We start from the raw sequence: 18756 nt of genomic DNA, 5'->3' as shown, positions 1-18756 counted from the left end.
GTTTAATCGCTTCCCGCGCGCTTGTTTGCGCGTGCCAGCCTATCGGCCAGACTGTCGAGCCCGGTGATTGCAACCTGTTCCTCGAACGCCTTCACGCCTACGTGCTTGCCGATCAGTTCGACGCGACGGATGCGATCCGACAGTTTTACCTTGCGCACGGTGCCGATGCGCTGACGCTCCTTACCGAAGCCGTCAAAAAGTTCCTCGACCTCGATCCCTTGCACGAGACCTTGACGCCAGATCAGCGGCCAGTCGTGGACCGGCAACAGCTGGCCCTCATCGTCGTAGAGATCAGCGATATCGGCGACCGCTTCATCGGCGAGGCGCTTGAGCACCCATGCAGCGTCAATCTTGGTCTCTTCGGAGCGCTCAACTTTGGCGGCGTTGATCGCGGCTGCAACTTCAACATTCTCCAACAGTCGCGGGCCTTGAGCATGCGCCGTCTTGGCACTGTAGCCAGCCCGAATAGCCGCCTGAGTTGCGTTCAGGTCGATCAGGTATTCACGTACGAATTGCTCTTGTTTTGGCGTCATCGCCCACGGTCTCAATCTCAGCATGCATTAGGCGTTGAGATTTAAGCACCAATGGTTGTTGCGAGCGTCACCAATCACGAAGGAGGTTTGGAAGGACGTTTCTAAGAAGCACCAAAACTTTTCCACAAGGCCAGATTTCGAACTTATATAAGCCAGCCTATTTTATAAACCGATGTACCGACCCTGATTAAAAAGTTTACTACTCTCTTAGAAACCATTCAGTCACTATATAAATAATTGATTTGATTGCATTTTTTGGAGCGGAGAGGTTTTTAAGGGATGATTTTTGCGATTGTTCACAAAATTCCTTTGTATTCGGAATATCGTTCACAGCATTATATATCCGCCTGTAACACGGCCTAAAAATATTCCTTAAAAACCTGCTTGCGCGACTAAGTGGATTGTGCGAAGCGTTGTGAAAGTCACAACATTCATACGAGAGCGCAACATGATCCTGTCTGACCGCGAGCAGCGTGTTCTGGTATACATGTCTGAGGACGTGCCGCCTGAATATGGCGTGTACATGCGTGCGATCCGCGCCGCGGAAGTGATCGAGCCCCGCAACGTTCGCCGCGTGGTTCGAGCTCTCGCCCGGAAGGGAATGGTGAAGCTCTTGACGCTTTCCAACCCCGCTGATTTCTACATGGCTGGAAGCGGATATGTCGTGACCAGCGCCGGCCGCGCCGAAGCCGACCGTCTCAAGGATGAGGTGGTGCTGTGAGCCGGGTCAAGAAGCCTAATGCGATCGCCGAGGCCGCGCGCAAGAAGATCGCCGGAAACCCGGAGCTTGAGGCCGCAATGCGCGAAGCCTGGTCGGGCGTTCAGACCTTGATTGAGGCCCATATCGAGGCGTCGCCGAAGAAATGGAAGGCGTACGAGGCGCACCACGTCACCAGCGCCGCGCGCCTCGCCATGCTCACGGCATTTGTCGACGGCAAGTCGACGGCTGAATGCGGCCTCGCTGCGCTTAGGACGATCGGGCAATGACACGCGATTACATAGGCAAAGCAGAATTCGACGGCGAGAGAAACGCCAACATGCGTGAAGCTCGCCGGCGAGACGTTCCGGTTAAAATCTGCCTCGACTGCTACGCCGTTAATTACGCGGCGGTCCGCGTATGCACTCAATGTTTCTTCACGTTCCCTCGAAAAGCCGAGCCGTCGAAATGACCTCCCTCGCCCGCGTCATCGACTATGAGACCACGGGAACGCCCGAGGACGCCGAGCCCGAGGTGATCGAAATGGGATGCTATGACGTCAATATGACGTCACGCCTGCTTGTCCATCAGAGCGCTTTCGCTTCGCTTTGCCGCCCGCGCGGGCCGATCCCGCCAGTCACTAAGGCCGTCCACCACATCAGCGAGGAAGACGTTCAGCATGCGCCGCCCGCCCGCGACCTATGGGACCGACTACTTACCGGCAATGGCGAACCGCAATGGCTTGTCGCGCACAACGCCAAGTTTGAGCAGCATTTCACGCCGCCGTGGGGCATCCCCTGGATTTGCACCTATAAGGTGGCGCGCATTGTCTATCCCGACGCTCCAGGCCACAGCAACCAGGCGCTACGCTATTGGCTGGAGTTGCCATGCGATCGCAAGCTTTCCGATCCGCCGCACCGCGCCTTGCCCGACGCCTATGTGACGGCACATCTTTTCAGCCGGCTCCTGGAGCACAAGACGCCCGAGGAAATGGCAAAGATCAGCGAATACCCGGCGCTGTTGAAGGTGATGAAGTTCGGCAAGTACCGACGCCAAGGGATCACCATCACATTCGAGCAATGCGCGCAGAGCGACCCGAGCTACCTTGAGTGGATCAGGGACGAAAGCGACATGGACGAGGACACCAAATTTTCCGCCCGCTACTGGCTGCAAAAGAGGACGAAATGAACCACATTAAAGTTGACATCAGATCGAGCGCCCCGATTTTCATAGAGGCAAACGCGGATACATTTGGCCGCATCTTTGCAGCCATGAATAGCGAGGATCAGGTATCCGTTCTCAGCGCGATAGAGGAGCATCTGAGACCTCACCCCGCGCAATGGGACTACATTTCATTTGAGCTTGAGAAGCCCGAACACGCGCGGGTGCGAGACAAGCTTAAAGCGATGCTGCTCCCTGTAGGTCTGGCTATTCAGGAAGAGGCTACTGCCTTCGCTGACGAGAACCGCACGTCTCAGCTTGAACGTGCCGAGAAGGCCGAAGCGGAACTTTCCCGCGCTATGTCACTCTTGGAACGTCATCGCGCGTTAGCACCAAAGGTCATTACTGCGCTGATGAATAGAAACGGGCGCGACGATCTCTTAATATTTGGCATCAATCGGGATGACGATGCATCTCGCGCCTTCCTCCAAGAGCAAAAGAGGACGAAATGAGCACCAAGGAAATACCGGCAGACGTGATGGTTGCCGCGACCGATGTAGCGCGGCGCTGGTATCACGAAGAATGGGAACCAGAGAACTACATTCAACAGAAACTCATAGAAGGCATCGCCCGCGCCATCCTTGCCGAGCGCGAGCGGATCGCCAAGCGGATCGAGGCGACATACCGAAACGAGGAAGGCGAAGCTTTGCGCGCTACCTTCATCGTCCCCGAGGCCAAAGACGGCTATTTGCAAGCCTGGCATCAAGCGTCAGATGTCGCCGACTTCGTGCGGTACAACCCGCAATGAACTACGCCGCCCGCCTCGCCCGAGAGGACGCCATTACCGAAGCCTTGCGCGCCGCCAACGACGCAATAGGCGACGAGACGCCGACCGACCAGGCATTCAAAATCATCGACGCGATTAAACGCATGCGCGAAGGCCAGCCGGCGCGCGTCACGTCGACCGACCGCCGCGATTACCTCGCCGAGGTGCAGGAGAAGGCGCGCGCGGCTTGGTTCGCGGCGGCACAAGGCCCCGAGCATGACGCAACTGCCGGGATCGACACCCCGCTTGGACGCCTACGCGCGACCACGTGGCGAAGGCCTTGGGCCGGCGATCGCGGCGAGCGGATCGCATGGGCGAGCGAGTACTACCTAGACGACAAACCTATCACTGTCGCGGAGATCAAGGCGACTGGCTTGGCTCAACGACCAACAACAAGAAAGAGGCGGAAACCTTAGGCAGCAATACCCCAGCAGAAGCGGCAAGGAGGCCCAACTATTGTGAGTGCATACGCGCAGGAAAACGACATAGACGCATTTGTGAGTGACGGAGGCGGCGGCGATAAGATTACAGTCATGATGATGCCAGACCAACGCCGCTGGCAGTTTGCGAATATTACGCCTGAGACAGCCCGCCAGCTGGCCCAGCGTTTGACCATCGCCGCGAACGACGCGGAGAAAAACACCCCCGCACATTGATTTCTACTGGCCTGCGGCCCGGCGAAAAAGTCGGGCCAAAGCCGTTGACACCTTATATAAACGGGTCTAGTGTTGCGATTAACACAACAGAACAACATGGATCGCAACATGACACGCCTTGGAATGAACCCGCGAGCCCAAGGGCTGCATCGCCTTCTTGGCGTCTTCTACATCGAAGAACACGGCGATCTCGGCAAGACGGAAGACGGCTTCCACATCAGCATGCGCAGCCGCGCCGTGAGTGAAAATGACATCACTCTTTCGATCGAATGCCACGATGCGGCCGGCTGGTACGTGGCCGGCGAGTACCGCGATCCGATCACCGTCTGCTCACTGTTCGAAGACTGGCGCAAGCGTTTCCGTTGCCGCCTTGTCGCGACGCATCCCGACGCGCCTAACCGCCTGACCGTGGCGAGGCACTGACATGCGCGTTCTCGTCGCCTGCGAATATTCCGGCACCGTCCGCCGCGCCTTCGCCAATCGTGGTCACGACGCTTGGTCGTGCGATCTCCTCCCGTCCGAGGATCGTAGCAACAAACACATCATCGGCGACGCCCGCGAGCTTCTTGGCGACGGCTGGGATTTGCTCATGGTGGCGCACCCGCCTTGCACCCGGCTTTGCAACAGCGGCGTTCGCTGGCTATCGGTCCCGCCGCCCGGCAGGACGGCGGACGACATGCAGCGCGAGCTACGCGAAGGCGCGGCGCTGTTCTCGGCTTTCTGGAATGCGCCGATCGAGCGCGTTTGCGTCGAGAACCCTGTGATGCATCGCCATGCCAAGGCGCTGATCGAGAATTACCAAGATCCCGCGCAGTCGGTCCAGCCTTGGCAGTTCGGCCACGGCGAGGTGAAGCGCACATGCTTTTGGTTGAAGAACCTCAAGCCACTCACGCCGACCAACATTGTCGACGGTCGCGAGCCCCGCGTTCACCACGCATCGCCCGGCCCGAACCGCTGGAAAGAACGGTCGCGGTTTTTCCCAGGTATCGCCGAGGCCATGGCCGACCAGTGGGGCGGCGACGTTACATATTCTGGGTCTAAATCCGATCTGCACCCAGAATATGTCACGCGCCAACTCGACCTTTTCGGAGGGCGCGCAGCATGAACCACTCCCCGAAATTCCGCTCGCCCTACCACACGACCGGCGCGGATTTAGCCGCGGCCTTGGGCATGAAGCCCCGCGCAAAGCAGGAGGTGCACGTTCTCACCAAGCGCTACGGCGGCGGCATGGGCGAGCGGATCACCGTGCTTGTCGACGGCGAATACTACGATGTCCGCCAGCGGACGCTTGATGCGCTCAACATGGGCCAGACGCCCGCCGATCTGGAGCTTGAGCCAGCCGACCCGGAAGACGATTTCAACGATGACTATGAGGGCAAGTAGATGACCCCGTTCGCCTCAGTTGCCCTATTCCGTCGCAACGGCGGTGTCGTGTTCCGGCCTCCGCGCAAAGAGCGCCCCAACGACGCCACCCAGGCGCGCAAGGCCGCTATGCGGTTCTGGAGCGGCATCCACGGCGAGGCGCTGATCAAGGTGTTCCTTGTCCGCGAGTTCGCCGGCAAGCTGGAGCTCAGCGAGCGCGGACCCGCAGACGCCCTCTGGAAAGGCTACGACCGCGAGATCAGAGGCGCGGAGGCCGAGCCCCACATTGCGGCCTGCCTCATCGAGCTTGGCGTTGATCCGAACGTTGCGCCGCCGCCCCTGCCCGACGTGCTGAACATCAACGGGTTTGTTTACAGGAGAGAGATATGAGCGAGATCGACTGGGTAAAGGTCGCAAAACTGGCAGGCGAACACGGTGTTCGTTACCGTACGAATGCGTCGTTTGAAGCTTTCATCCGCGCCCTTGCCCTTCCCTCCCCACAGGCACAGCCGCTGGAAGAGGTGACGGAGAAGCAGAGTGCAACCGAAAGAGCACTGCAAGCCGCAGCCGATGCAAATGGCGGATACATCAACGCCAAAATAGTTCGCATCGTAATGGCCGCTTTGTCCGCACAGGGTGCAGCGTTAGCGGTCTTTTGGGGTCGGAAACTTCGTGCGGCGATAAATCGGGCTGATCCGGCCGAAGGAGCTCCCGGCATACCCGCAGACATCATGAAGGCGGCTACCGATATCGCCTATTCCGCCGAGACCGGCGTTCCAGTCGGAAGCTTTCCGGGCGCTGTCTATATCGCCCGCGCCATCCTCGCCGAGCGCCAGCGCTTCGTTGCCGACTTCGACGGAGTGGCAGACGCCGGCATTGACGCGGCGGTTGCTGCCGAGCGCGAGCGGTGCATTGAGGCAGCAAGAGCGGCGGGCAACTTCGGCGACTATCGGCGCGGCGAACTAACCGCGGATTTCGGCCAACCCCGATTCGACATGATGAACAGCATAATATCAGCCATCGCCGCCCTTTCCCCTGTCGCTGCACCATTGCAGGAGGTGGGGGAGCGGCGGGTGCTTGACGATAGCAACCTTCATGGATGGGCACACCAACAGCACGATTTCTTGCGCCAGCACGCCGAAGTATTCACGAACGAATTGGGCAATGAAATCCGACTGGTCGCCTGGGTCTCCGAAGGCGACCCTCTCGCGGTCCGCTACATACTTGATGGACCGCGCAGTCACACATCTCAGCAGATGACACCGATGGAGGCGGAACAACTCATTGCCCATCTTCGCGCGGCTCTCGGCTGGCCTGCTGCGCTGCTCTCATCCAATGCAGAGCCAGCAATAAACGCGGACCTTCGGTCGCGTGAGGATTTCCATAGCCACCCGGTTGACCAATTAGCCTTTGAATTGGCCTTCGAGCTTGAGGAAGCCGATCTCGACAAGAACGATTACGCCATGGTGAACCGCGAGAAGTTGAAAGCAATATCCAGGCGCATCCTGGCTCGCGACCATCCCGCCCCACCAGCGCCAGGAGAGGCAGACGTTCAATGAACACCGCCTTCCTGCTCATGGCGCAATTCGACGGCGCAGCTGTGATCCCGGTCGAGAAGGTTTGCAGCGAATATTTCAGCCACCTCACGCCGACGCAGTTTGCGCGCAAGGCGACCGAGGGCGAGATTGACTTGCCCGTGGTCAGGATCGAGACCAGCCAGAAGGCGGCGAAGGGCGTGCATCTGCTCGACCTCGCAGCCTGGATTGACAATCGACGCGAGGCCGCAAAGAAAGAGAACGACCAGTTACAGGGCAGACGATGACAGCGACCGACCTTAAGCGCCTGTTCGAGATCGACCCCGGCATTCTATCAGCGCCGCGCCGCGATAATTCCGCCTACCTGAAAGCCATGGCTGACATGCGCCGGGCCGCGCTTAACGCCGAGATCGCTTTGGGCGGTCCGGTCTACATCGCCAGCACCGAGATCGACCAGGGCGACGGCAACCACACGATCAAGATGGAGTTTCGCCGCGTCGGCGAGTAGCGACCCCCACCCAAAAACAGGAAGCCCAGGTCGATCGCCTGGGCTTTTTTGTGCCGCCAATCCGGTATTACTTTTTAATCACAAGCCGCACGCAAAGCCTTACTCAGTAACGGCTTCCGCCCGATCATACATCGGCAAGGCCGCAACGAATTCACTCATGCAGGGATTGGACCGCTATTGTTGGAGACTGACAAGATCACGGTACGAGCCGCCTGGCATCGCCGCCGGCAATGCCGCAAGAATCATTCCTTCGGCGGTTCGGCGGGAACCGGCGCGCTGCCAAGCCCGGAGACACTGCGCGCCCTGACGCGCGGCTTGAACGCCCGGCCCGGCTCCGGCGCGCGCCTGAGCACCGGGTGGACGATCGGCTCCTTGGCCTTGAAGGCATGCGCCTTGAGCAGCGCGAAATAGTTCGGATAGGCATAGCCATTGTTCATCCGAAGCCATTCGTCGCGACGGTCGCGGAACAGCTTCGGCAACCGGTACCAGGCCACTGTCGGGCTCTTGTGATGGACGAAATGCAGATTGTTGTTGAGGAACAGGAAGGACAACGGCGACCGTTCGACGATCACCGTGCGTCCCTCGGGATGTTCCGACCACTGGTGTTCGGCATAAGTGCGGATCGAAATCAGCGACTGACCGAGCCACACCGGCACCAGAATGTAGAGCCACAACGGAATGCCGAAGCCGAACTGCACGACCGGCAACACCACGGCGAGGCCGATGGCGTGCAGCAGCCAAGCCTTGCGGATCGCCTTGTCGCCGGCAGCAATCTGCTTGGCATCGTCGATGAAGAAGCCGACGCAGGACAGCCAGGGACCGAGGAAGAAGCGGCCAACCATGGTGTTGTTGATCTTCAGCAGGAATTTCATCGCCGGCGGCAAGTCGTCGTGGTGCCAGAGCGCCTCATAATAGCTTTCGGGGTCGTCGAGCGGATCGGTCAGCCGCTCGTCCGCGTGATGTCGCAGATGAATGGTCTTGAAGCGGCGGAACGGCCAGACGAGGCCGATCGGCAGGAAGACGAAGGCCTCGTTGACCCGAGCGTTGCGGGTCGGATGACCGTGCAACACTTCGTGCATGATTGATGATTGCAGCGCGGCGGTAAAAGCCAGGATGGCGAGGGCCAGGATCGGATAGGAAGGCCAGACAAGGAAGCCAGCGACGAGCCAGACACCGTAACAGAAAAAGGTGAGAAACACGGTCGGCCATTCGATGGCCGGTGCACTGCTGCGTCTCTTGCTTATGCTCGTCATGCTATCGACCACTGCCTTTCAGTCGCCGGAACCCCTCTGATTCCTGACAGCATTGTGTCAGGAGTGTCGCGTTGCAGCAACGCGACAATGCGCACAAACTGTTGCGACTGCGCATTTCCAGCCGCATATGTTATGTTTTGTAAACAGCGGCGAGGATTCATTTGCGCCTGAGCCACGATCCCGGCGGCTTCAGAGCAATTTTTTCCTCCTACTTACTGGAGCGAAACTATGGACAAACGTGACCTGTCGACGATCTTTCGCGAGCGCCTGAAAATGCTCTTGACACGGTCCGATCTGAACCAGTCGGCCTTCGCGACCGCGGTGGGCATCGACCGTTCGGCGCTGTCGCAGCTCCTCTCAGGTGCCTCGACCCGCCTCCCCCGTGCCGAAACGCTGCTCAACATCGCCGCCGAGTTCAAAGTGTCGCTGGACTGGCTGCTCGGGCTTAGCCAGGACGAGGGCGTCACCGGCGAAATCCGTGAAAGCCTCGAGATCGAAGAGGCGCCTGACGGCTTCGACCGCACGCTGCTCGCCAAATGGCATGCCGAGGCCGCGGGCACCAAGATACGCTATGTGCCGGCGGGCATTCCGGACCTGCTGCGCACCGAAGCGCTGGTCAACTACGAAGCCCGCATCACCAACAAGAGCCGCGAGGCGCAGGCCGGCGAGACGCAGTATCGCATCGACTACAACCGCCGGCCGGAAACGGACATGGAAGTCTGCATGCCGCGCCACACGCTGGAGATTTTTGCGCGCGGCCTTGGTGTCTGGGATCGCTTCCCCGAGGCCGACCGCCGCCAGCAGCTCCTGCACATGGCGGCGCTGCTTGATGACCTCTACCCGACCTTCCGCCTGTTTCTCTATGACGGGCGGATACGCTACTCGATCCCCTACACCATTTTCGGCCCCTATCGCGCCGCGATCTATGTCGGCGACATGTATCTGGTGCTGAACGCGACGCAGCCGGTCCGCACTTTGACCAGCCATTTCGACAATCTGATCCGCGCCGCCGACATCAATGCCCATGAATCGGCGGCCTTCACGCAAAGGCTGGCCGACATGCGTTTTTGATGGCAGGCAGCCCGCTTCGACATTGACGACATATAAAGAGTTCTTTATATCGTTATCTCATAGATATCCCGGAAGGCGTATGTCACCATGACCAATCCGATCGAAGCGCTGCTTGCCGAAAAAGGCGTTCTGCTCGCCGATGGCGCCACCGGCACCAATTTGTTCGCCATGGGGCTCGAGGCCGGCGAGGCGCCGGAACTGCTGAACGAAACCGCGCCCGCCACCATCACCAGCCTGCACCAGAACTTCGTCGATGCCGGCGCGGATATCATTCTGACCAACTCCTTCGGCGGCACCCGCCACCGGCTGAAGCTGCACCATGCGCAGGACCGCGTGCATGCGCTGAACAAGCGCGCCGCCGAGATCGCCCGCGCGGTTGCCGACAAGGCCGGCCGCAAGGTGATCGTCGCCGGCTCGGTCGGTCCGACAGGCGAACTTCTGGTGCCGCTCGGCGCCATGACCTATGACGAGGCCGTCGACGCCTTCGCCGAACAGATCGAGGGCCTCAAGGCCGGCGGCGCCGAAGTCGCCTGGATCGAGACCATGTCGGCGCCCGATGAAATCCGCGCCGCCGCCGAAGCCGCGATCCGCGTCGGCTTGGACTACACCTATACCGGCTCCTTCGACACCGCCGGCCGCACCATGATGGGCCTGCTGCCCAAGGACATCCATGGCGTCGTCGACGGGCTTTCGCAAAGCCCGCTTGGCGTCGGCGCCAATTGCGGTGTCGGCGCGTCCGATATCCTCGCCTCGCTGCTCGACATGACCGAGGCGAAGCCGGAGGCGACTGTAATCGTCAAGGGCAATTGCGGCATTCCGGAATTCCGCGGCACCGAGATCCACTATTCCGGCACGCCGGAGCTGATGGCCGACTACGTCCGGCTCGCCGTCGATGCCGGCGCGAAAATCGTCGGCGGCTGCTGCGGCACCTCGTTCCAGCACCTTGCCGCGATGCGCAAGGCGCTCGACGCGCACACCAAGGCCAGCCGGCCGACCGTCGAGACGATCGTCGAGCGCATCGGCCCGATGCGCAACAAGGTGGCGACGGCAAACACTGCCGAAACCAGCGAAGCCCGCCGCGAACGGCGCCGCGGCCGGGCCTGAACCGATCCGGCCTGGCTGTTTTCTGTTTCGGCTATTCGCTGTTTTCAGCGTAGCTCGACTGAGCCGACTTGAAATCCGTACCGGCCGCGTCACTTCGCATCGTCATCAGGGCTCCCGACGACTGCGGGTCGCTAATCTGTTCCAGCATGACCCGGAAGCGGTCATTGTTCAGCGCCGACATCGCTGTGTTCCTGGCGGCGGCTACGTCATCGCTGATGCGCCTGACTTCCGGCGGCGGCGCCTGCGAGGCGGTCGACTGAACGTCCCGTGCGGCCGGCATTGAAGCCGCAATGTCTCTGATCAGCAATTCCGGCCCCCACAAGCCCGTACATTAGCCCTGCATAACAAGAGGGAATTGCGATCCTGTTCCGGAATTGCCGCGCAATTTAACGATCTGACCTTGCGCCAAGGGTCGGATGCACATGGCTTCAAGTCAGGACGCGACTTTGCCGCCGGCTCGGGCTGACGCCGAAGAACCATTCGACAGCAGGCAGAAATCGGCTTGGCGTGATTACCCGCGCTGGCGACGAAATGCTGCGAAGCGTGCTGGTGGCTGGCGCCACCGCCCTCATTCAGCATATGCGGCGGGGCAGCATATGCGGCGGGGCAGCAAACGGGTCTGGCCCTGGTTGCAGGCCCTGATTGTGCGCAACCCAAGCTCGCAGCGGTAGCGCTGGCCAACAAGCTGGCGCGGATCGCTTGGAAACTGATGGTCAGTGGCGGGCATTACCGCCCCATCGGCGCCACCTATCCGGAGCCTGCGCAGCCATAAGAGAGATCAGAGTTCGGCGCCGAGCACAGGGTCGACGCCGAGGCCGGAACTTGCAAGTAGAGGAGAAGATGGTGTGACCGGTCGAACCGGGACCAGCGAGGCATTCCGAGGTGCTCACCGGCAGCAAATGTCGTGTCCGTGTTTGGAACTCGCTATCCGTGCAGCCCATCTTGGCCAGCGCTCACAAATTCGCGCGCAAAAGGCCGGACATATGAGCGCAAGCGATCCGATCAAACTACCTCAGCCATCCTTGCAAGCAGGGGGCCGTCCACATATGAGCACCGGAAGCGCAGGAACCGTCGTTCGCAGGCCGGCATCACCTGAATATCAATAGAACCGAAAAAAGGCCGGCAAGGTTTCCCCCGCCGGCCTGCCTCACCCGCCCGTAGGCCGGCTCCCCCTATCAGAACGATCCCCGTCTGAATGGAACCGGCCCTCATTGCCACTACCGGTTACCGCCCAGCGCCGAGGCAAGGCGCACAAGCGAAAGGAATTCCGACCTGTAGCCAAACGGGTCGGCTCCTCGGGCGGCGGTGGCAATCTCCATGATCTTGTCGTAGCCGAACTTCGCGGTGGCATCCTCGTCGCGCAGCTTCTGGCCGAAGGCGGCGACCGCGACGGAGAAGCGCTGGTCGGTGCCGGCCTCGTTGAAGGACGCGACCTCGTTGGCCGAGGTGACCGGCGTCGTGATCAGCTTCGAAACGTCCTCATTGGGCAGCTTGTAGCGGATCTTGACGAAGGCATATTCGTCGGCATTGGCGACGCCGCCATTGTTCACCGTTGCCTCGCCGTAACGCAGCGGGTCGATCTGCTCGCCGCCGCTGCCTTTCGGCGTGATCTCGTAGATCGCCGTCACCGAATGGCCGGAGCCGATATCCCCGGCGTCGACGCGGTCGTTGTTGAAATCCTCGCGGTTGAGTGCCCGGGTTTCATAGCCGATCAGCCGGTACTCCGAGACCTTGTTCGGGTTGAACTCGACCTGGATCTTAACGTCCTTGGCAATGGTGAACAGCGTCGAGGACGCATCCTCGACCAGGACCTTCTCGGCCTCGGCGAGCGTGTCGATATAGGCGGCGGTGCCGTTACCGTTCTGGGCGATGGTCTGCATCATCTGATCGTTCAAATTGCCGCGGCCGAAGCCGAACACCGACAGGAAGACGCCGGTCTTGCGCTCCTGCTCGATCAACCGCTTCAGGTCGTCGTCATCTGTCTGCCCGACATTGAAGTCGCCGTCTGTGGCGAGCATCACACGGTTGATGCCGTCCTTGACGAAGGACTTTTGCGCCAGCCTATAGGCTTCCTTGATGCCCGCTTCGCCGGCCGTGCTGCCGCCGGGCGTCAGGGTGTCGATGGCATGAAGGATCTTGTCCTTCTCGGAAACCTTGGTCGGCTCCAAGACGGTGCCGGCTTCGCCCGCATAGGTGACGATCGAGACCGTGTCGTCGGGCTTCAGCTTGTTGACGAGGAGCCTGAAGGCCGACTGCAAGAGCGGCAGCTTGTCCTGTTCGTTCATCGAGCCCGACACGTCGATCAGGAACACCAGATTGGCCTTGGGCTGCTCGACCGGCTTGACGTCGAATCCCTTGATGGCGACGTGCATCAGTTTGGTGTGATCGTTCCACGGCGTCGGCATGACGCTGACGGTCGAGTTGAACGGCGTCGACGCGGAATCCGGCCCCTTCCAGTCATAGGGGAAGTAGTTGACCATCTCCTCGACGCGGACCGTATCGGCCTGCGGCAGGTACCCTTCCTTCAGCGAGCGCCGCACGAAGGAATAGGAGGCGGTGTCGACGTCGATCGAGAAGGTCGAAACCGGATCCTCGAGTGCGGCATGCACCGGATTGGTCTTGAAGTCCTCGACACGGTCGTTGTTTTCCTGTTGCGGCAGCAAACGGTCTATGGGCGCAGTCGAGGGCTGCACCATCAGCTTGGATTCGGCCGCCGTGCCAGGCATGCGGCCCCGCGCGGCATCCGCGGGGGCTGCAGCGCCACCATCGAGGGCAACCACGCCGTTGGCTGTCGGCGCAGGCGCCGGCTCAGGGCGCTGAAGCGAATGCTGCCGCGTCAGGCCGCCGACCTCGTTCGCTTCGGATTTCGGCGGCGAGGCCGGCGCGCTCAGCGCTTCCGCGGCGTCACGGCTTTCGCTGTCGCTGTCCTTCTTCAGCTTGTCGGCCTCGGCAGGCACCGGCTTCACCGTCGCCGGCCCGTTGGTCGCCGGCTTGTCGGCCAGCGTTTCGGTGATCTTCTCGTCGCCGGCGAATGTCGACGGCTGTTCCCTCAGCATATGGAAGGTGGCGTATCCGGCGATCGGCAGGGCGACGAGCCCGGCAAGGGCCGGCGTGGCGATGAGTTTCTTTTGCATGATCTCTCTCCAGAGCTTTTGTGCTCGCTCTGTGAGACGAAGCCCGCCAAGCGATCCTTGGGCGGCGGCAAAAGTTTTTTCTTCCAGGTCATAGGCGCGCATGGCGGCCGCGAAGGCGCGCGCCTTCGCATCCTCGCCGGGTGGTGGCGCTGCGATGTCGCGCAGCCTCTCGAGTTCGTTGTCGTCGACCATGGTCACACTTCCCCGGCTGAACGCATCAAAATCTTCAGCCGTTTCTTCGCTTCATGGATGTGCCAGGAAACCGTCGTCTCCGAGATCGCCATCGCCTCGGCGGCGGCCGCGTGGCTCAAGCCTTCGCCATAGACCAGAAGCACCGCGTCGCGCTGCTTGTCCGGCAGCTTGCGCACCGCCGCCCACAGCGCCTCGGCCGGATCTTCCGGCTCGGCTTCGGTCTCGCCCGAGATCAGCGCGTGGACGCCATAGGCTTCGGTCTTTGCGGTGTCGCAGGCGGTCTTGCGCATCATGTCACGCGCCACGTTCAACGTCATGGTGTAGAGCCATGTCGTGAAGGCGCCGCGGCCATGATAGTCGCGGATCGCCCGGCCCAGCCTGACACAGACTTCCTGGGCGATATCCTCGGCGTCGGCCTTCCTGCCGCACCAGCGATAGGCAGCGCGATAGACGAAGCCATAGTGCCTTTCGAGCAACTTGCCGAAAGCACCCCTGTCTCCGCCCTTCGCCCGCCCGATCAATTCGGCGTCGGAGGCTTCGCTTTCGTCAAGCATCATCGCCATCATTTGCCTGTTGGACGCAGGCTAATGGCGATTCCTTGGGGTGATGGAAAGATTTTTTTGGAAAACGATCGGATCGTGTCCAGGGACGTCCCGGAACACGTTCCGGCCAGAACCCGTTCCTGCTTGACTCATCCATATCTCCACAGTTATACATCAATCAATAGCCATCAGGTTATCGATCACAAATGCCGAACGCTCACGATGTGCTCTTCAGAACGCTGGCCGATCCGACCCGGCGCGCTATCTTCGAACGCCTGTGCCGTGAAGGAGAGCAGACGGTCGGAGCACTGACGGCTCAGTCCGGAGTCTCGCAACCCGCCGTTTCAAAGCATCTCGGCCTTCTGAGGCAGGCCGGGCTGGTGCGCGACCGCCATGAAGGACGACAGACCCACTATAGTGCCCAGCTCGGCGCGCTTTCCCCGCTGATCGACTGGACAAGCCAGATGGCCGGGTTCTGGGAAACCCGGTTCGACGACCTCGAGGATTTGCTCAAAAGAATGGACCAATGACCAATATTGCGACCGAAACCCGCGCCGTCATTGTCGAACGTGAAATCCCTTTTCCGCCGGAAAAGATCTGGCGCGCGCTGACCCAACCGCACCTGATCGAGGAGTGGCTCATGAAGAACAGCTTCAAGCCGGTCGTGAACCATCGTTTCAGTCTCAGCGCGGACTGGGGCGCTGTCGACTGCCAGGTCCAGACAGTCGAACCCAACAAAACATTGTCCTACACGTGGGACACCAAGGATCTCGAGAGCGTGGTGACCTGGACGCTCACGCCGACGAGCACGGGGACCCATTTGCGCATGGAGCAGACCGGCTTCCGGGCGGATCAGCAGCCATACTACCGGGGCGCCACCGTCGGGTGGCAGAGGTTTTTTGCGGCCCTGGAGCAGGTCCTGGCGCGGCTGGACTGAGGTCCGCCAGCGCAATCAAGGCCACACCTGTGTTCACGGTGCGGTACACCGCGAACGAGACCAATGGAGGAGAGACGATGAAGATCAAGCTGACCAGCGTCTACGTGGACGACCAGGAAAAGGCTTTGGGCTTCTACACCGAGGTGCTGGGCTTCACCAAGAAGGCCGATTTCAGCAACGGGCCGTATCGCTGGCTGACCGTGGCTTCGCCGGACGAGCCTGATGGAACCGAGCTGCAGCTGGCGCTCAACGACAACCCGGCGGCCAAGGCCTACCAGCAGGCCATATTCAAGCAGGGCCAGCCCGCGGTGATGTTGTTCACCGACGACGTCAAGGGCGACTACGAGCGCATCAAGGGACGCGGTGCGGGTTTCGCCATGCCGCCGACCGAGGTGACCGGCTCGACCATCGCCCAGCTGAACGACACCTGTGGCAACCTTATCCAAATTACCCAGCTGGCGCGCTGGTAGGCGGGCCTGCCGTTCATTTTTCACAGGAGGTGGCATTGAATTTTAGCAAGTGGATTCGCCAGATTCACCGCTGGCTGTCGATCATCTTTACGGTGACCGTCATCGCCAACTTCGTCGCCATGGCATTGGGGGAGCCTCCCGCCTGGGTGGTCTATTCGCCGCTCCTGCCGCTCTTCCTACTGCTGTTTTCCGGCCTGTACATGTTCGTGCTGCCACATGTCGCCAGGTCGACTGACGAGCAATGCGCGGGCGGATAGGAGAAACGATGGCCAAGGCGCACCGGAAATCGACGTCCCCTGGGCAGGTCGGCACGAAGCCCGCCCTGCTTTCGGGTGGCAATCCGCAAATCGCGAAGGCTTATGGCGACGCCCCGGTGCAGGCCTACATCGCGGCCATGCCGGGCTGGAAAAGCGACCTCGGGCGCCGCCTCGATGCGCTCATCGAGCGCACCGTCCCTGGCATGCACAAGGCGGTCAAATGGAACTCGCCGTTCTACGGGATAGAGAGCCAGGGCTGGTTCCTCAGTCTCCATTGCTTCACGAAATACGTCAAAGTGGCTTTCTTCCGTGGCGCGTTGTTGCATCCCGTCCCTCCCGGCGCTTCCAAGACCAGGGACACGCGCTACCTCGACATCCATGAGGACGACGAATTCGACGAAGCCCAGTTCGCCGATTGGGTGAAACAAGCCAGCCAATTGCCCGGCGAACGATTGTGAGCGGCGCGACAAAGACCACGGAGGAAATGACGACACCATGAAGAAGGGCAGCTCGACGGAAGGAACCGGAGGGAATTCCCCCTCCCAGCTGATCGATGCGAGGATCAGCGAGCTGGGCGACTGGCGAGGCGAGATGCTCAGCCGGCTCCGTGCCTTGATCAAGGAAGCCGACCCCGAAGTGGTCGAGGAGTGGAAGTGGCGAGGCGTTCCGGTGTGGGAGCACGCCGGTATGATCTGCACCGGCGAGACCTATAAGGCTGTCGTCAAGATGACCTTCGCCAAGGGCGCCTCGTTGGAAGACCCATCCGGCCTCTTCAACTCCAGCCTCGAAGGCAACACCAGGCGCGCCATCGACTTCCATGAAGGCGAGACGATCAACGAGGAGGCACTCAAAGCGCTCATCCGCGCCGCCGTGGCACTGAACACGTCGGTGCGCGCTCGGTGAGACGGGCCGCGTCGCGATAGCGTGCCTATCCCAACGTTTCCGCGAACAGCGTGATCAGCCGCTTCCAATGGCGCTCGGCGCCGGCAGCGTCATAGACGCTGTGGTCCGACACGCACCAGCCATGCGCCATGCCGACATAGTTCTCGATGACATGGTCGACTTCCGCCACTCGCAGCGCCTCGGCCAGCCGCGCCGACTGTTCCGGCGGGAAGCTACGGTCGATACCGGATGTGCCGACATAGACGCGCGCCTTGATGGATGCGGCCTTGCGGTGCGGGCTGTCGGGAGAGTCGCTGGCCAGATTGCCGCCGTGGAAACTGGCGGCGGCAGCGATGCGGTCCGGATAGCTTGCCGCCGCATTCAGCGCTCGCGCGCCACCCATGCAATAGCCGACCGCCCCGATTGGTCCGGCGATGCCCTCGGCGGCCAGCGCATCGAGGAAGGCGCTGCCGTCGCGAATGGTCATGTCCTGCGTCGTGCCGCCGCTCAAGGCCGACAGCGCAGCCCTGCTCTTTTCCTCGGCAAAGGCGGTCTTGGGGTCGAACGGGCCATAGGGCACGTTGCGATAGAAGAGATCGGGCACCAGCACGGCATAGCCATGCCCGGCGAGGCGCTCGGCCATCTGATCGAGCGCCGGACGCGGGCCGAAAACATCCATGTAGAGGATGACGCCGGCCTTTGTTGAAGCCGCCGGACGAAACAGCCCCGCTCTGGCCGTGCCGTCCTGTGTCTTGATCTCAATGTCCTGCTTTGCCATCACGCACTCCGTTGCCTTTGTTGCGCGATACATATCCGCGTCGACCTTCACGGCAAGTCATAAGCTGGCCGTCCCATTCAAGATTTCGTGCGGCATTGGGACTGAACTAGAGGCCCGCGAAACTTGCCATGTGAAAGGCCTGCACCTCTGCGGGGTAGCGATAGGCCGTGCCGTAGGGACAGGCGTTGCGGTCGAGGCAACCGCCGCTACGGCACGGTTCGCCATTCGCGCCCCGCACATGCGCAAGACAAGCCTGATGGGCAAAGCCATCCAGGGAATAGCCCTCGACCGGACAGGATTTCAGGCAAGGCTTTTCGACACATGCATCGCAAAGGTGTATCGCTTCGTGAGCTTCCGGAAGCGCGATCTCATCCTCGAACAGCAGCGCACCGCGATAGGCATGCCAAAGCCCGTAGCGCAGATGCATGAGAATGCCGAGCGGTGACGGTTTTAAAGCCTCCGCCCGCATCGCCCATTGCTGGAACGGCAGATAGGGCCGGTCGGAAGGCGAGACGGCACGCGCGTCGACAGTCTCCGCAACCGCGCCGATCACTTGCCGCGACCAGGTGTCGAGCAGATTGGTCAAGGCCAGCGGTTGCTTCTCCCGCCAGCGCAGGAAATGCGGCCACGGCGCGGCACCCGCCTGCCCCACCAGCAGGACAGATTTGGCCGGCAGGCCTGTAGGACCAAAAGCGGCCTCCTCGCCATCGGCGAAGATGAACCCGCCGCGCAGGATCAGACCGTCACGCGCCAGCGCCGATACGATGCTTTCGATCGTTCCACGCAAACATCATCCCTTCTTGTCCGGGTCGGAGAAGGCGCTCCGCCAGACTTCCTTGTGGATGATGTTGGCGACTT

The 18756-nt window shown here is 61.1% G+C and carries 29 protein-coding genes and 1 pseudogene; 23 read left to right on the top strand and 7 right to left on the bottom strand.

Features of this window, described 5'->3' with window-relative positions; genetic code table 11:
* Positions 1-2 precede the first annotated feature (2 nt).
* Positions 3-533, bottom strand: coding sequence for a terminase small subunit (locus tag D3227_RS04770; protein ID WP_245451639.1), 531 nt, complete (start codon positions 531-533; stop codon positions 3-5).
* A 448-nt stretch (positions 534-981) separates the two neighbouring features.
* On the opposite strand from D3227_RS04770, the gene D3227_RS04765 reads away from it, so the two are divergent.
* The 14 genes from D3227_RS04765 (at position 982) to D3227_RS04700 (ending at position 7278) form a co-directional block, all read left to right on the top strand.
* Entirely contained in the window at positions 982-1254 is a 273-nt protein-coding gene (locus D3227_RS04765) for a hypothetical protein (protein WP_120012949.1), read from the top strand.
* Positions 1251-1520, top strand: coding sequence for a hypothetical protein (locus tag D3227_RS04760; RefSeq protein WP_120012947.1), 270 nt, complete (start codon positions 1251-1253; stop codon positions 1518-1520). Before D3227_RS04765 ends, D3227_RS04760 begins: the two co-directional genes overlap by 4 nt.
* A 178-nt stretch (positions 1521-1698) precedes the next feature.
* Entirely contained in the window at positions 1699-2418 is a 720-nt protein-coding gene (locus D3227_RS04755) for an exonuclease domain-containing protein (RefSeq protein WP_167480591.1), read from the top strand.
* A complete protein-coding gene (locus D3227_RS04750; protein WP_120012942.1) occupies positions 2415-2903 on the top strand; it encodes a hypothetical protein in 489 nt (162 codons plus the stop codon). Before D3227_RS04755 ends, D3227_RS04750 begins: the two co-directional genes overlap by 4 nt.
* Positions 2900-3199, top strand: coding sequence for a hypothetical protein (locus D3227_RS04745; protein ID WP_120012940.1), 300 nt, complete (start codon positions 2900-2902; stop codon positions 3197-3199). Before D3227_RS04750 ends, D3227_RS04745 begins: the two co-directional genes overlap by 4 nt.
* Positions 3196-3633, top strand: coding sequence for a hypothetical protein (locus D3227_RS04740; protein ID WP_120012938.1), 438 nt, complete (start codon positions 3196-3198; stop codon positions 3631-3633). The genes D3227_RS04745 and D3227_RS04740 overlap by 4 nt, the downstream gene beginning before the upstream one ends.
* A 42-nt stretch (positions 3634-3675) precedes the next feature.
* Positions 3676-3873: a hypothetical protein gene (locus D3227_RS04735; RefSeq protein ID WP_120012936.1), complete on the top strand. Its 198-nt coding sequence runs from the start codon at positions 3676-3678 to the stop codon at positions 3871-3873.
* A gap of 96 nt (positions 3874-3969) precedes the next feature.
* Positions 3970-4296: a hypothetical protein gene (locus D3227_RS04730; protein ID WP_147377574.1), complete on the top strand. Its 327-nt coding sequence runs from the start codon at positions 3970-3972 to the stop codon at positions 4294-4296.
* A gap of 1 nt (position 4297) precedes the next feature.
* On the top strand, positions 4298-4978 hold the full coding sequence (locus tag D3227_RS04725) for a hypothetical protein (RefSeq protein ID WP_245451638.1): 681 nt from the start codon (positions 4298-4300) through the stop codon (positions 4976-4978).
* Positions 4975-5256: a hypothetical protein gene (locus D3227_RS04720; RefSeq protein ID WP_120012932.1), complete on the top strand. Its 282-nt coding sequence runs from the start codon at positions 4975-4977 to the stop codon at positions 5254-5256. The genes D3227_RS04725 and D3227_RS04720 overlap by 4 nt, the downstream gene beginning before the upstream one ends.
* On the top strand, positions 5257-5625 hold the full coding sequence (locus D3227_RS04715; protein ID WP_120012930.1) for a hypothetical protein: 369 nt from the start codon (positions 5257-5259) through the stop codon (positions 5623-5625). It begins immediately after the preceding gene.
* Complete coding sequence (locus D3227_RS04710) at positions 5622-6794, top strand: hypothetical protein (protein ID WP_120012927.1); 1173 nt, start codon at positions 5622-5624, stop codon at positions 6792-6794. The genes D3227_RS04715 and D3227_RS04710 overlap by 4 nt, the downstream gene beginning before the upstream one ends.
* Entirely contained in the window at positions 6791-7057 is a 267-nt protein-coding gene (locus D3227_RS04705; RefSeq protein WP_120012926.1) for a pyocin activator PrtN family protein, read from the top strand. Before D3227_RS04710 ends, D3227_RS04705 begins: the two co-directional genes overlap by 4 nt.
* Complete coding sequence (locus D3227_RS04700; protein WP_120012924.1) at positions 7054-7278, top strand: hypothetical protein; 225 nt, start codon at positions 7054-7056, stop codon at positions 7276-7278. Before D3227_RS04705 ends, D3227_RS04700 begins: the two co-directional genes overlap by 4 nt.
* A gap of 242 nt (positions 7279-7520) precedes the next feature.
* On the opposite strand, the gene D3227_RS04695 is transcribed toward D3227_RS04700, so the two are convergent.
* Positions 7521-8531, bottom strand: a complete 1011-nt coding sequence (locus D3227_RS04695) for a fatty acid desaturase (protein WP_167480590.1) — start codon at positions 8529-8531, stop codon at positions 7521-7523.
* 228 nt (positions 8532-8759) lie between these two features.
* Between D3227_RS04695 and D3227_RS04690 the strand changes: the two genes are divergently transcribed.
* Both D3227_RS04690 and bmt read left to right on the top strand, forming a co-directional pair.
* Positions 8760-9602, top strand: a complete 843-nt coding sequence (locus D3227_RS04690) for a helix-turn-helix domain-containing protein (RefSeq protein WP_120012922.1) — start codon at positions 8760-8762, stop codon at positions 9600-9602.
* Between the two features lie 87 nt (positions 9603-9689).
* Complete coding sequence (bmt, locus tag D3227_RS04685; protein ID WP_120012920.1) at positions 9690-10706, top strand: betaine--homocysteine S-methyltransferase; 1017 nt, start codon at positions 9690-9692, stop codon at positions 10704-10706.
* 31 nt (positions 10707-10737) lie between these two features.
* Here the strand turns inward: bmt and D3227_RS41465 are convergent, their stop codons facing one another.
* Positions 10738-11013, bottom strand: coding sequence for a hypothetical protein (locus D3227_RS41465; protein ID WP_245451637.1), 276 nt, complete (start codon positions 11011-11013; stop codon positions 10738-10740).
* A 120-nt stretch (positions 11014-11133) separates the two neighbouring features.
* Here D3227_RS41465 and D3227_RS04675 point away from each other — a divergent pair.
* A pseudogene (locus tag D3227_RS04675) lies at positions 11134-11478 on the top strand (transposase); the annotation flags it as partial.
* Positions 11479-11923: 445 nt separating this feature from the next.
* Here D3227_RS04675 and D3227_RS04670 read toward each other — a convergent pair.
* Positions 11924-14032 (bottom strand): vWA domain-containing protein, encoded by a 2109-nt coding sequence (locus D3227_RS04670; RefSeq protein WP_120012918.1) that lies wholly within the window; start codon positions 14030-14032, stop codon positions 11924-11926.
* Positions 14033-14034: 2 nt separating this feature from the next.
* Entirely contained in the window at positions 14035-14595 is a 561-nt protein-coding gene (locus D3227_RS04665; protein ID WP_120013063.1) for an RNA polymerase sigma factor, read from the bottom strand.
* Between the two features lie 185 nt (positions 14596-14780).
* On the opposite strand from D3227_RS04665, the gene D3227_RS04660 reads away from it, so the two are divergent.
* From D3227_RS04660 to D3227_RS04635, 6 genes are all read left to right on the top strand, one after another.
* Positions 14781-15104 (top strand): ArsR/SmtB family transcription factor, encoded by a 324-nt coding sequence (locus tag D3227_RS04660; RefSeq protein WP_120012915.1) that lies wholly within the window; start codon positions 14781-14783, stop codon positions 15102-15104.
* A complete protein-coding gene (locus D3227_RS04655) occupies positions 15101-15511 on the top strand; it encodes an SRPBCC family protein (RefSeq protein ID WP_120012913.1) in 411 nt (136 codons plus the stop codon). The genes D3227_RS04660 and D3227_RS04655 overlap by 4 nt, the downstream gene beginning before the upstream one ends.
* A gap of 77 nt (positions 15512-15588) precedes the next feature.
* Positions 15589-15981 (top strand): VOC family protein, encoded by a 393-nt coding sequence (locus D3227_RS04650; protein WP_120012911.1) that lies wholly within the window; start codon positions 15589-15591, stop codon positions 15979-15981.
* 35 nt (positions 15982-16016) lie between these two features.
* Positions 16017-16238 carry a hypothetical protein gene (locus tag D3227_RS04645; RefSeq protein ID WP_120012909.1) on the top strand — a complete coding sequence of 74 codons (222 nt, stop codon included), beginning with the start codon at positions 16017-16019 and terminating at the stop codon, positions 16236-16238.
* A gap of 8 nt (positions 16239-16246) precedes the next feature.
* Positions 16247-16696: a DUF1801 domain-containing protein gene (locus D3227_RS04640; protein ID WP_245451636.1), complete on the top strand. Its 450-nt coding sequence runs from the start codon at positions 16247-16249 to the stop codon at positions 16694-16696.
* Between the two features lie 37 nt (positions 16697-16733).
* The gene (locus tag D3227_RS04635) at positions 16734-17141 is read left to right on the top strand and encodes a DUF1801 domain-containing protein (protein ID WP_120012905.1); all 408 of its coding nucleotides are present in this window, start codon (positions 16734-16736) and stop codon (positions 17139-17141) included.
* Between the two features lie 25 nt (positions 17142-17166).
* Here D3227_RS04635 and D3227_RS04630 read toward each other — a convergent pair whose 3' ends face one another.
* Together D3227_RS04630 and D3227_RS04625 are read right to left on the bottom strand one after the other, a co-directional pair.
* The gene (locus tag D3227_RS04630) at positions 17167-17898 is read right to left on the bottom strand and encodes a dienelactone hydrolase family protein (protein WP_120013062.1); all 732 of its coding nucleotides are present in this window, start codon (positions 17896-17898) and stop codon (positions 17167-17169) included.
* 106 nt (positions 17899-18004) lie between these two features.
* Positions 18005-18685: a 4Fe-4S dicluster domain-containing protein gene (locus D3227_RS04625; RefSeq protein ID WP_120012903.1), complete on the bottom strand. Its 681-nt coding sequence runs from the start codon at positions 18683-18685 to the stop codon at positions 18005-18007.
* Positions 18686-18756: the final 71 nt, after the last annotated feature.

The sequence above is a fragment of the Mesorhizobium waimense genome (genome assembly GCF_003601975.1).
Classification (GTDB): Bacteria; Pseudomonadota; Alphaproteobacteria; order Rhizobiales; family Rhizobiaceae; genus Mesorhizobium; species Mesorhizobium waimense.
The sequence above is the reverse complement of the archived record's forward strand: the minus strand, read 5'-3'. Positions and strand labels throughout refer to the sequence as shown.

Excerpts from the sequence above, each read along its gene's own strand:
- D3227_RS04665 (WP_120013063.1), bottom strand. The coding sequence starts at position 14,595 with ATGGCGATGATGCTTGACGAAAGCGAAGCCTCCGACGCCGAATTGATC.
- D3227_RS04705 (WP_120012926.1), top strand. The coding sequence starts at position 6,791 with ATGAACACCGCCTTCCTGCTCATGGCGCAATTCGACGGCGCAGCTGTG.
- D3227_RS04740 (WP_120012938.1), top strand. The coding sequence starts at position 3,196 with ATGAACTACGCCGCCCGCCTCGCCCGAGAGGACGCCATTACCGAAGCC.
- D3227_RS04660 (WP_120012915.1), top strand. The coding sequence starts at position 14,781 with ATGCCGAACGCTCACGATGTGCTCTTCAGAACGCTGGCCGATCCGACC.
- D3227_RS04730 (WP_147377574.1), top strand. The coding sequence starts at position 3,970 with ATGGATCGCAACATGACACGCCTTGGAATGAACCCGCGAGCCCAAGGG.
- D3227_RS04695 (WP_167480590.1), bottom strand. The coding sequence starts at position 8,531 with ATGACGAGCATAAGCAAGAGACGCAGCAGTGCACCGGCCATCGAATGG.
- D3227_RS04745 (WP_120012940.1), top strand. The coding sequence starts at position 2,900 with ATGAGCACCAAGGAAATACCGGCAGACGTGATGGTTGCCGCGACCGAT.
- D3227_RS04715 (WP_120012930.1), top strand. The coding sequence starts at position 5,257 with ATGACCCCGTTCGCCTCAGTTGCCCTATTCCGTCGCAACGGCGGTGTC.
- D3227_RS04650 (WP_120012911.1), top strand. The coding sequence starts at position 15,589 with ATGAAGATCAAGCTGACCAGCGTCTACGTGGACGACCAGGAAAAGGCT.
- D3227_RS04670 (WP_120012918.1), bottom strand. The coding sequence starts at position 14,032 with ATGGTCGACGACAACGAACTCGAGAGGCTGCGCGACATCGCAGCGCCA.
- D3227_RS04755 (WP_167480591.1), top strand. The coding sequence starts at position 1,699 with ATGACCTCCCTCGCCCGCGTCATCGACTATGAGACCACGGGAACGCCC.
- D3227_RS04725 (WP_245451638.1), top strand. The coding sequence starts at position 4,298 with ATGCGCGTTCTCGTCGCCTGCGAATATTCCGGCACCGTCCGCCGCGCC.
- D3227_RS04640 (WP_245451636.1), top strand. The coding sequence starts at position 16,247 with ATGGCCAAGGCGCACCGGAAATCGACGTCCCCTGGGCAGGTCGGCACG.
- bmt (WP_120012920.1), top strand. The coding sequence starts at position 9,690 with ATGACCAATCCGATCGAAGCGCTGCTTGCCGAAAAAGGCGTTCTGCTC.
- D3227_RS04765 (WP_120012949.1), top strand. The coding sequence starts at position 982 with ATGATCCTGTCTGACCGCGAGCAGCGTGTTCTGGTATACATGTCTGAG.
- D3227_RS04655 (WP_120012913.1), top strand. The coding sequence starts at position 15,101 with ATGACCAATATTGCGACCGAAACCCGCGCCGTCATTGTCGAACGTGAA.
- D3227_RS04700 (WP_120012924.1), top strand. The coding sequence starts at position 7,054 with ATGACAGCGACCGACCTTAAGCGCCTGTTCGAGATCGACCCCGGCATT.
- D3227_RS04750 (WP_120012942.1), top strand. The coding sequence starts at position 2,415 with ATGAACCACATTAAAGTTGACATCAGATCGAGCGCCCCGATTTTCATA.
- D3227_RS04635 (WP_120012905.1), top strand. The coding sequence starts at position 16,734 with ATGAAGAAGGGCAGCTCGACGGAAGGAACCGGAGGGAATTCCCCCTCC.
- D3227_RS04720 (WP_120012932.1), top strand. The coding sequence starts at position 4,975 with ATGAACCACTCCCCGAAATTCCGCTCGCCCTACCACACGACCGGCGCG.
- D3227_RS04690 (WP_120012922.1), top strand. The coding sequence starts at position 8,760 with ATGGACAAACGTGACCTGTCGACGATCTTTCGCGAGCGCCTGAAAATG.
- D3227_RS04770 (WP_245451639.1), bottom strand. The coding sequence starts at position 533 with ATGACGCCAAAACAAGAGCAATTCGTACGTGAATACCTGATCGACCTG.
- D3227_RS04710 (WP_120012927.1), top strand. The coding sequence starts at position 5,622 with ATGAGCGAGATCGACTGGGTAAAGGTCGCAAAACTGGCAGGCGAACAC.
- D3227_RS04630 (WP_120013062.1), bottom strand. The coding sequence starts at position 17,898 with ATGGCAAAGCAGGACATTGAGATCAAGACACAGGACGGCACGGCCAGA.